Origin of the sequence: Streptomyces lycii, from assembly GCF_009735685.1 — a bacterium.
Classification (GTDB): Bacteria; Actinomycetota; Actinomycetes; order Streptomycetales; family Streptomycetaceae; genus Streptomyces; species Streptomyces lycii.
Map to the genome: position 1 here is coordinate 1 of NZ_WHPN01000257.1, position 10736 is coordinate 10736.

At 72.4% G+C, this 10736-nt stretch carries 8 protein-coding genes; 4 read left to right on the plus strand and 4 right to left on the minus strand.

From position 1 onward, the window contains the following. Positions 1–310 precede the first annotated feature (310 nt). A complete protein-coding gene (locus GCU69_RS11580; RefSeq protein WP_098752243.1) occupies positions 311–1696 on the minus strand; it encodes a cystathionine beta-synthase in 1386 nt (461 codons plus the stop codon). 205 nt (positions 1697–1901) lie between these two features. Between GCU69_RS11580 and GCU69_RS11585 the strand changes: the two genes are divergently transcribed. The 3 genes from GCU69_RS11585 to GCU69_RS11595 all read left to right on the plus strand — a co-directional run bounded on the left by GCU69_RS11585 (position 1902) and on the right by GCU69_RS11595 (position 5977). Continuing rightward, positions 1902–3005, plus strand: a complete 1104-nt coding sequence (locus GCU69_RS11585; RefSeq protein WP_156205921.1) for an SGNH/GDSL hydrolase family protein — start codon at positions 1902–1904, stop codon at positions 3003–3005. 506 nt (positions 3006–3511) lie between these two features. Beyond that, a complete protein-coding gene (locus GCU69_RS11590; protein WP_156205923.1) occupies positions 3512–4732 on the plus strand; it encodes an acetyl-CoA C-acetyltransferase in 1221 nt (406 codons plus the stop codon). 417 nt (positions 4733–5149) lie between these two features. After that, the gene (locus GCU69_RS11595) at positions 5150–5977 is read left to right on the plus strand and encodes a hypothetical protein (RefSeq protein WP_176604566.1); all 828 of its coding nucleotides are present in this window, start codon (positions 5150–5152) and stop codon (positions 5975–5977) included. 374 nt (positions 5978–6351) lie between these two features. Here the strand turns inward: GCU69_RS11595 and GCU69_RS11600 are convergent, their stop codons facing one another. After that, entirely contained in the window at positions 6352–6705 is a 354-nt protein-coding gene (locus GCU69_RS11600; protein WP_156205926.1) for a hypothetical protein, read from the minus strand. A 99-nt stretch (positions 6706–6804) separates the two neighbouring features. Between GCU69_RS11600 and GCU69_RS11605 the strand changes: the two genes are divergently transcribed. After that, a complete protein-coding gene (locus tag GCU69_RS11605) occupies positions 6805–7035 on the plus strand; it encodes a DUF4287 domain-containing protein (protein WP_098752248.1) in 231 nt (76 codons plus the stop codon). A 177-nt stretch (positions 7036–7212) separates the two neighbouring features. Here the strand turns inward: GCU69_RS11605 and GCU69_RS11610 are convergent, their stop codons facing one another. Both GCU69_RS11610 and GCU69_RS11615 read right to left on the minus strand, forming a co-directional pair. Beyond that, positions 7213–8115, minus strand: coding sequence for a Bax inhibitor-1/YccA family protein (locus GCU69_RS11610; protein WP_156205927.1), 903 nt, complete (start codon positions 8113–8115; stop codon positions 7213–7215). 325 nt (positions 8116–8440) lie between these two features. Beyond that, positions 8441–10186: an ABC transporter substrate-binding protein gene (locus GCU69_RS11615; protein ID WP_235978416.1), complete on the minus strand. Its 1746-nt coding sequence runs from the start codon at positions 10184–10186 to the stop codon at positions 8441–8443. Positions 10187–10736: the final 550 nt, after the last annotated feature.

Sequence of the window (10736 nt, forward strand, 5' to 3'; positions counted from 1 at the left end):
CGCCGGAGAGGGAATCCGGGCCGGGAAGTATGCGCGGGAACCGCCGCACCCCGGTGCGTGGCACCAGGGGCGGGACGACGGCGGTTCCCGCGAGGGACGCCGGCCGGGCCGCCAAGGGCCGGGCCGCGTCCGGGCGACGTTCGGAGGTCCGGGAGCCGCTCCGGAGGTCCGTGTCGCCGTACCGGGTGTCGGTGGTGTCGTCCTGCCGACACCCATCAATATGCCGGTGCCGTGTTAAGTGCGTGCTGCGTGCGCGTGACGCTTGCGTACCTCTTACGGAAGAAGTCCGCATCCGGCGCTTTCCTGGTGGTTACCGGACCTCTTTTGCCAGGTACGCCAGCAGGTCCTGACGGCTCACCACACCCGTCGGCTTGCCGTCGACCAGCACGATCGCCGCGTCCGCGCCCTTCAGCACGGCCATCAGGTCGCCCACCGGCTCACCGGAGCCGACCTGCGGCAGCGGCGCGCTCATGTGCTTCTCCAGCGGGTCCGTCAGCTCGGCGCGCCGCGCGAACAGGGCGTCCAGCAGCTCGCGTTCGACGACGGAGCCGATGACCTCGGCGGCCATGACGTCCGGGTGGCCGGCGCCCGGCTTCACGATGGGCATCTGCGAGACGCCGTACTCGCGCAGCACGTCGATCGCCTCGCCGACCGTCTCCTCGGGGTGCATGTGCACCAGCGAGGGCATGCCGCCCTCCTTGTGGCGCAGCACGTCACCCACGCGGACGGCCGGGCCGCCCTCCTCCAGGAAGCCGTAGTCGGCCATCCACTCGTCGTTGAAGATCTTGCTGAGGTAGCCGCGCCCGCTGTCCGGCAGCAGCACCACCACCACGTCGTCCGGGCCGAGCCGCTTCGCGACCTCCAGCGCGCCGACCACGGCCATCCCGCAAGAGCCGCCGACCAGCAGCCCCTCCTCCTTCGCGAGCCGCCGGGTCATCCGGAAGGAGTCCTTGTCGGAGACGGCGACGATCTCGTCGGCCACGTCACGGTCGTAGGCGTCCGGCCAGAAGTCCTCCCCGACGCCCTCGACCAGATAGGGCCGGCCGGAACCGCCCGAGTAGACGGAGCCCTCGGGGTCCGCGCCGACGACCTTGACCCGGCCCCCGGAGATCTCCTTCAGATAGCGGCCGGTGCCGCTGATCGTGCCGCCGGTGCCGACGCCCGTGACGAAGTGGGTGATCTTGCCGTCCGTCTGCTCCCAGAGCTCCGGTCCGGTGGAGTGGTAGTGCGACAGCGGGTTGTTCGGGTTGCTGTACTGGTCCGGCTTCCAGGCGTTCGGCGTCTCCCGTACGAGCCGGTCGGAGACGTTGTAGTACGAGTCCGGGTGCTCCGGGTCCACCGCCGTCGGGCAGACCACGACCTCGGCGCCGTACGCGCGCAGCACATTGATCTTGTCCGTGGACACCTTGTCCGGGCAGACGAAGACGCACTTGTAGCCCTTCTGCTGGGCCACGATGGCCAGCCCGACACCGGTGTTCCCGGAGGTCGGCTCGACGATCGTGCCTCCCGGGCGCAGCTCGCCGGACTTCTCGGCCGCCTCGATCATCCGCAGGGCGATGCGGTCCTTCACGGACCCGCCCGGGTTGAAGTACTCGACCTTGGCCAGGACCGTCGCCCGCAGGCCCTCGGTCACGCGGTTGAGCCGCACCAGCGGGGTGTTGCCGACCAGCTCGATCATCGAATCGTGATACTGCACGACGTCTCCAGGTTCAGCGGGATCTCCGCAATCGGGGGCAGTCGTCTGTTCAGGTGCCCGTCCCACCAGCCTATTGCGCCCGCGGGGGCGCACGCCCGCCGTACGGGTGCGTTGCGTGAGGGCCCGTGCGGGGCAGGTAACCAGTGAGTAGGGAACGGCCTGGGCCGTGCACCGCGCGGACGACAGCGGGAGGCGGGCCGGACAGATGTCGGTGTCCAGGGCAAGGGTGGCGCGGCGGATCGCCGCGGCCGCGGCGTACGGAGGCGGCGGAATCGGGCTGCTCGGCGGCGCAGCGGTGGGAGTGCTGCTGGCCGAGGTGCGGTGGGCACGCCGGTCGGTGGGCTGGTCGGACGACGAACCGCCGCGCGCGGACGGCTGCTACGGCGCGCCCTTCGCGCTGCGGTCCGGGCACCGGCCGCTGCGGCTCGGCTTTCTCGGCGACTCGACGGCGGCGGGGCAGGGCGTGTTCCGGGCGAGCCAGACGCCGGGGGCGATCCTCGCCTCGGGGCTGGCGGCGGTCGCGGAGCGCCCGGTGGAGCTGCGCAACGTGGCCCGGTCCGGTGCGCAGTCCGACGACCTGGAGCGGCAGGTGACGCGGGTGCTGGACGACGGCGCGGTGCCGGACGTCTGCGTGATCATGATCGGCGCGAACGACGTCACCCACCGGATGCCGCCCGCCCGGTCGGTCCGGCTGCTGTCCGACGCCGTACGCCGGCTCCGCGCCGCCCGGTGCGAGGTCGTCGTCGGGACCTGCCCCGATCTGGGCACGATCGAGCCGGTTCCGCAGCCGCTGCGCTGGGTGGCCCGGCGGCTGAGCCGGCAGCTGGCCGCCGCCCAGACGATCGGGGTCGTGGAGCAGGGCGGCCGTACGGTCTCGCTCGGCGCCCTGCTCGGACCGGAGTTCGAGGCGAACCCGCGGGAGCTGTTCGGTCCCGACAACTACCACCCGTCTGCGGACGGGTACGCCACCGCCTCGATGGCGGTGCTGCCGACGCTGTGCGCGGCCCTCGGGCTCTGGCCGGAGGAGCGGCTGGACGTGACCCGGCGCGAGGGCATCCTCCCGGTGGCGGAGGCGGCGGCGCAGGCCGCGGCGGAGGGCGGCACGGAGGTCGCCGCGGCACCGGCCGGGCAGCGGGGGCCGTGGGCCCTGCTCAAGCGCAGGCGCCGCCGGGTGCCGGACGAGGCCGGTGCCGCGGGCGCCGCGGGCGCCGCGGAGGCAGGGGAGGCCGGGGAGGCCGCCGGGGATCCGGGAGCCCGGGAGGACACCGCCCCGGGCGCCGGGCGGGACGGCAGGCGGGTCATCCGCTGACCGTCGGCCCGCCCCCCCGGAGGGAGCCGGGACCGGAAGCGGGGCCGGGGCAGGGCCGGGACCGGGACCAGGGCAGGGGCCGGAAACGGGACCGGAAACGGGACCAGGACCAGGGCAGGGCCAGGACCGGGACCAGGGCCGGGCCGGAAACGGGACCAGGGCCCGGCCCCGGAAACGGGGAGAACGGGACCGAGGACCGGAAGCGGCCGGCCGGGACCGGCCGGGACCGGCCGCCCGGGCCCTTTTCGGCACCCCGCGCCCTGCCGGTGATTCCGCTCCCCGCCCGACGCGGTCGGGCGACCGGCGCGGAGGCGGCCTCCGGGCCCGCGCGGCTCACCCCCGTACCTGCACCTGCACCGGCACCCGTACCGTCGGATCGACCTGAGCAAGCGCTTAGAAAAGAGGTCCGTGTCACATGCTCCGAACCGTGACCCGGGCGGTACGTGAGGGTAACTTCCCAGACAGTTCCCGACAGTTCTCACCCCCGCCTCGCCTCTGGAGCCGTGATGCCCGAAGCCGTGATCGTCTCTGCCGCCCGTTCCCCGATCGGCCGGGCCTTCAAGGGCTCGCTCAAGGAGGTACGGCCCGACGACCTGACCGCGGAGATCGTGTCCGCCGCCCTCGCCAAGGTGCCGCAGCTGGACCCGCGCGACATCGACGACCTGATGCTCGGCTGCGGCCTGCCGGGCGGCGAGCAGGGCCACAACCTCGGCCGGATCGTGGCCGTACAACTGGGCATGGACCACCTCCCCGGCTGCACGGTCACCCGTTACTGCTCCTCCTCGCTCCAGACCTCGCGGATGGCGCTGCACGCCATCAAGGCCGGGGAGGGCGACGTCTTCATCTCGGCCGGTGTCGAGACCGTCTCGCGCTCCGTCAACGGCACCTCCGACGGCATGCCGGGCACCCACAACCCGCTGTTCGCCGACGCCGAGGCCCGTACGGCCGGACGCGCCGAGCAGGAGGGCACCGGCTGGCAGGACCCGCGCGAGGACGGCCTGCTGCCCGACCCGTACATCGCGATGGGCCAGACCGCCGAGAACCTCGCCCGGCTCAAGGGCGTGACCCGGCAGGACATGGACGAGTTCGGCGTGCGCTCGCAGAACCTCGCCGAGGAAGCCATCAAGAACGGCTTCTGGGAGCGCGAGATCACCCCGGTGACCACCCCGGACGGCACCGTGGTGAGCAAGGACGACGGCCCCCGCGCGGGCGTCACGCTGGAGGGCGTGCAGGGCCTCAAGCCGGTGTTCCGCCCCGACGGCCTGGTGACGGCCGGCAACTGCTGCCCGCTCAACGACGGCGCCGCCGCCCTGGTGATCATGTCGGACACCAAGGCCCGTGAGCTGGGCCTGACCCCGCTCGCCCGGATCGTCTCCACCGGCGTCTCCGGATTGTCCCCGGAGATCATGGGTTACGGCCCGGTCGAGGCGAGCAAGCAGGCACTGCGCCGCGCGGGCCTGTCGATCGGCGACATCGACCTGGTGGAGATCAACGAGGCGTTCGCCGCGCAGGTCATCCCCTCCTACCGCGACCTGGGCATCGACCTGGACAAGCTGAACGTCAACGGCGGCGCGATCGCGGTCGGCCACCCGTTCGGCATGACCGGCGCCCGGATCACCACCACGCTGATCAACTCCCTGCAGTGGCACGACAAGCAGTTCGGCCTGGAGACGATGTGCGTGGGCGGCGGCCAGGGCATGGCGATGGTCGTCGAGCGGCTGAGCTGAGGCCGCCGCGGAGTGCGGTGGCCGCCCGGTGCCAGGCGGCCCTCCCCTGCCCGCAGCCGGGCCGAAGCGGAAGGCGGTCAGCCGGCGTCAGCGGCTGATCGCACTCCGCGGGCAGCGCGGAAACGGAACCCCACGGCGGACGGAAACCCGCGGCCGGACCGGTCGCGGGCCCACCGCTGTGAGCCGGGTCACCGACCCGCCGGTCAACTGACCCCGCCGTGACCGAATCTCCCCCAGGATGTGATCTATGTCCTGGGGGAGTATGTTTTCCCAGCTCAGAAGGTTGAAGGTAAAACCTGTAAGAGTGATTGTCGGTCCGGTTCGTGATGTTATGCACTGACAGCCGGGCCTGCGACCCCTCAGGCTGATGTAGGAATTCGGGGGAGCCGTCGACACGGGAGTACGTCAGTGAGCGCCATGAACATCGCCCTGCTGCTGGCAGCAGGGACAGCCACGGCCGCCGGCGCCGCCACCCTCTACGCGTCCCACGGGCTGCGCAAGCAGGTCACCGCGCTGCGCGCCGAGCTGGCCGCCGACCGTGACGCACCGGCTCCGGGGTCCGGCTCCGTTCCGGCCGCTCGCGAGACGCCCGCCGAGGAGATACGCGCGGCGGTCGCCGACGCCCTCGCCGAGGAGCGGGAGCGGGAACTCGCCGAGGCCCGGGCGTTCTGGGCCGCCCAGGAGGCGCGCGACGCCGCGGACACCCCCTCGCTGCTCGGCGGACTGGCCGGGTTCGGCGACGACACCACCGTCTTCCTGCCCCGCCAGGCCGATTTCGCGGGCCTGGAGCCACTGCTCGACGCGGCGGACCTGGAGATCCCGGGCGACGAGGACGAGGACCCGGAGACCGTCGAGATCGACGAGCCCGCGGACTCCCCGGAACTCGCCGCGGCCCGCCGCCGGCACCCCTCGCACCCCGACTTCACCCCGCAGACCTCCGCGATCGCCAATCACGAGCGCACGATCTCACTGTTGACGGAGCTGGCGGAGGACTGCATTCCGCTGAGCGACGTACGGCCGGGCCCGCTGGGCACCCTGGACGTCTACGTCTTCGCCGACGGCACCACCGTGTGCATGACACCGGGCCACCGCGAGACCGCCGAACAGCTGGCGCAGGCGCTGCGGGACGGCACCGTGCCGGTACTGCTGGGTGGTTCCGGGGTCTCCGGGGCGTACGCCCTGACCTTTGCCTGTGGCGAGGAGAGCATCTACGTCCTGGCCGACCGGGTCATCGCCTCACTCTGAGCGAGACCGCGGCCCGCTGCGACCGGCGCCCCGGCCCCCGGACCACGCCGCACCGGCGGCCGCCGCCCCCGCCGGGGACCCGCTGTGAACCCGCTGTGAACCTGCCGGGGACCCGCCGGGAACCTGCCGGAAGCCCGCCGCGGACCGGACTCGGAGCACGACCGCGGCCCCGGCCCCGAGCGGCCGGTTCTCACAGCCCGCCGCTGTCCCGCGCAGCCTCACCGCACGCCCTCACAGCCCGCCGCTGTCCCGCGCAGCCTCACCGCACGCCCTCACAGCCCGCCGCTGTCCCGCGCAGCCTCACCGCAGGCCCTCACAGCCCGCCGCTGTCCCGCGCAGCCTCACCGCAGGCCCTCACAGCCCGCCGCACGCCCTCACAGTCCGCTGCGGGCCGTCGCGGCCTCCACCAGCGCCACCGCCTCGCCGAACTCCCGGCCGGCGTCCCCGGCGTCCCCGGCGTCCCCGGCGTCCCCGCGGGCCGTGCGCAGCGCCTCCGCCAGGTCGTGCCCGGCGACGGCCACCTGGTCGCCGACCACGAAGACACCCGCGTCCGGCAGCTCAGCCGGTTCCCGGTCCGGGAACTCGATCCGCTGGGCCCGCCGCGCCAACTCGCGGGCCAGCTCCAGCCCTTCCGCCGCCGCCCCGCGCCGCAGCGCGCTCTGCGGTGCGGCCCGCAGTTTGCCGGCCAGCCGTTCGACGGCGGTGTCCAGTGGGGTCAGATCAAGCACTGCGTGAGCATATGCGCCGCTACCGGACTGTTGCCAACGGGCCAACGCTCGGGCACGGTGGCGTGAAGGACCAGCATTCGGAACCGCCCGGAGGCGCCGATGTCCCAAGTCTTCTCCGAAGAGACTCACCGGAACCTGCTCTCCCGCATCCCCCATTGCACCGGCCGTGAAATCTCCGACTGGCTGCGCACCGTCGACGAAGGCCCTGCCCTCTTCCGCTTCGAGGAGAAGGTCAGCTGGCTTCGCGGCGAGCACGATCTGGCCTACGGCCACGCGAAGGCCATCATCCACGAACACGATCTGCGGCGGGCCGCCCGGAAGCTGCTCTAGCTCCGGCCCGGCATCATCCCCGACCACGACGCACCCGATCAGCGACCAGGCCGAGCCGGCAGACCCGTACCACGGACGGATCCGGACACGACGCACACGACGAAGGGCCCGGAGGTCAACCTCCGGGCCCTTCCACGCGCCGGCGCGCACGATCACGCGCCGCGCCGGCGCGCCGGGTCAGTCACCGCGCAGGATCGAGATCAGGCGCAGCAGCTCCAGGTAGATCCACACCAGGGTCAGGGTGAGGCCGAAGGCCGCCAGCCAGGACTCCTCGCGCGGAGCGCCGTAGGCGAGACCGTCCTCGACCTGCTTGAAGTCCAGGGCGAGGAAGCAGGCGCCGAGGATGACGCCGATCACACCGAAGAGGATGCCGAGGCCACCGCTGCGGAAGCCGAGGCCCTCACCGCCGCCGAACGCCATGAACAGCAGGTTCACGGCGGTCAGCAGCACGAAGCCGATCGCGGCTGCCATCACATAGCGGTAGAACCGCTGGTTCACCCGGATGATCCGGGTCTTGTAGGCGATGAGCACACCGACGAAGACCGCCATCGTGCCGAGCACGGCCTGCATGGGCGCGCCCTGGAAGCGCTCGTTGATCGCTCCGCTCAGGCCTCCGAGGAAGAGTCCCTCGAAGGCGGCGTACGCCAGGATGAGCGGCGGCGACGCCTTGCGCTTGAAGGCCTGCACCAGACCGAGCACCATCGCGATCAGCGCGGCGCCGATGGCGAGACCGAGCTTGTCCGACAGGGCGATCCAGCCGACCGCGGCACCGGCGATGACGGTACCGAGGGTCATGCCGGTCCGCATGACGACGTCGTCCATCGTCATCCGGTCGGCGCGCACACCGGCAGGCGGCGCGCCCTGCATCTGCTGCAGCTGCTCGGGCGTGAGGTCCTGCCCAGCGCCCTGGGCGTACGGGTTTCCACCCTGGGGGGCGGTCGCGTACGGGTTGGTGCCCGCGTAGGGGTTGCCACCCTGGGCCGCGGCGGGGCCCCCGGCCTGCGGCGCCGCGTTGAAGCCCGCGTAGCCGTTGTCGCGGCTGAATCCCCGTCGCGAGAAGACCGGGTTGCTGCTCCTCATCTCACTCCTCCATGGCCGCCCTGCGCGACCTTGCCTTCAAGAGTAATGGGTAAGCAAAGGAATCACCCTAGTGCACAGGGAGGATCTTACGGACGCGCGATGACGACGCGAGCGACCGCAGGCAACGGAACGGCCACGAAGAGTGCGCCCGGCCGACCCGCGGCCGCTCCCCTTCTCCGCCGCTGCCTGCTCCCCTCTCCCGCCGGCTGTCCTTCCCTGCCGGATCCCGTCGCCGCCGGATCCGCGTCCCTGCCCGATCCCCGTCGCTGCCGTGCGCACCGGACGAACACCTCCCTCCGACTCGTCCCGCATACCCGTACACGGGTCAGGGATCCCTGACGCCGAGAGCCGCGAAGTCGTAGCCGCCGTAAACCGCGGAACGGTAGACGTTGGTCAGCCGGGGCCCGCGCCACACGAGGTGCTTCCCGTGGACGATCGGCAGGTGGTAGGCGCCTTCGGAGACCTCGTGGTTGATCTCGCGGGAGATCCTGGCGATCTCTTCGGCGCCGGTCGCGGAGACCGCGTCGTCCAGGAGGCCGTTGATCCTCTCGTTGTCGATCTCCGAGAGGTTGGCGTTGCCGGAGGACGGCACGAGCCGGCCGTCGACCAGCGGCGGCCAGAAGCCCTGCACGGAGGGGAAGTCGCTGCCCCAGGAGGAGATGATGATGCCGTAACCCTTGGCCTTCACCTGTGCCGGAGTGCCGAAGAGCTGGACGCTGCGCTCCGTGGTGACCTGGTCGATCTCGGCTGTGATGCCGACCTCGCTCAGGGAGTCCCGCAGAGCCCTGGCGGCGTTCACGTCGTGCGGCCTGTCGCCGCGCACGGCGATCGTGGTGGAGAAGCCGTCCGGCTCGCCGCAGGCCTCCAGCTCCCGCCCGGCCTCGGCGGTGTCCGGTTTGCCGCCGTTCTCGAGCAGGTCGTACGGATCGTAGGTGGCCTCGGAGCCGACGACGTCCGGCGGGAGCATGCTGGGCGCGATGTCACCGCCCGCGCCCGCCGCGCCGAACGCCTTCTGCAGCGCCCCGTGGTCGGCCGCGTGGATGACCGCCTTGCGGCAGTGGACGTCGTCCATCGGCTCGACGCTCTGCGGGAAGGCGGCATAGCGGATGTACCCGGACGGCAGGGCGTCCACGTTCTCCCGCAGGTCCGGGTCCTCCACGGCCTTCGCGCCCGCGGCGCCGCCCAGACCGCTGCGCCCGAGTTCCAGGTCGTACTCGCCGTCGATCAGGGCTTCGCTCACTGCGGAGGGCGTGCCGAGGACATCGACCGTGATCTTCTCGGGCAGGGCGGCACGGACGGTGTCGGATGTCTCGTCCCAGTGGGGGTTGCGGACGAGTTCCAGGTGTTTGCCGGACGTGTCGGTCGCGAATTTGTACGGTCCGCTGGAGAACGGCTTGTCGCCGTACCGCGCCTTGGTGTCCTTCTCCTTCTTGACCGGCGAGGCGCCCGTCATGGCCAGCATGTGCTCGAAGTCGCTGTTCGGTGCGGGAAGGTCGAAGACGACGGTGTCCTTGTCCGGTGTCCGGATCGCCTTCAGACCCGCCTCCGAGGTGTCCTTGTACGGACCCTTGTAGCTTCCTTCCGGGTCGAGCACCGCCTGGAGGTAGTACGGGCCGCCGGACAGGACGTCCTGCGCCCACAGCCGCTCGATCCCGTACTTGACGTCCTCGGACGTGACCTCCGAGCCGTCCTCCCATGCCGCTCCGTCACGGAGTTCGTACGTGTAGGTCCGGCGGTCGTCGGAGATCTCGGCGGTGCCGGCCGCCAGGTCCCCCACGAGCCGGGGACTCCTCGCCCCGGGCTCGGTTTCGTATGTGACCAGCTGGCGGGTGTAGTAGCGGGCGAAGTTCCACACATGGCCGTAGTAGCTGCGCTGCGGATCCCAGGAGTCGACTCCCCCCGCGACGGCGAACCTGAGAGTGCCGCCCTGAGTCCTCGACTTGTTCACGACGCCCTTGCTGGCCGCGTCGTACGCGACCGCGGTTCCGCCCTCACCGCCACCGGACGTCCCGGGCAGGAGCCAGGTGAGAGTGGCGGGGATCCCGGCGGCCAGCAGACCGATCACGGCCACGGTTGTGATCTTGACGCGGGCCGAACGTCCGATGCGGCGTCCGGGGGCCGGGTCGGGAGCCGGATCGGGCACCGGATCGGGGTTCGGATCGGGAGCAGGGCCGACGGGGGACGGGCATGCGGCGGAGGCGGCGGGTGCGGAGGCGGGCGCGGGTGCGGGCTCGGAGGCGGGCGCCGAGTCACCGGCGCTCTTGCGGACGGCAGCCGGGGCGGGCTCCGGGGTGCCCTCCGTCGGGGACAAGTGCGCGCGAGCCGACCGCCCGGCGTCCGGGGCCGACCGTTCCGGCGCCGGCCGTTCCGGGGTCGGCTGCTCAGAGGCCGACCGCTCCGGCGCCGGTTGCTGCGAGGCCGACCGCGCCGGGGTCGGCCGTTCCGGGCCCGGTTGCTGTGGCTCGGGGCGCGGCGGGGTGGGGGGCGGCGGGGAAACCTGCGGCCGCGCCGGGGACGGCGGAACGGGCTCCGGTTGCACGGACGGCCGCTCCCCGGAGGGCCCCGGCTGCGCGGACGGCCGCTCCCCGGCAGGCCCCGGCTGCGCGGACGGCCGCTCCCCG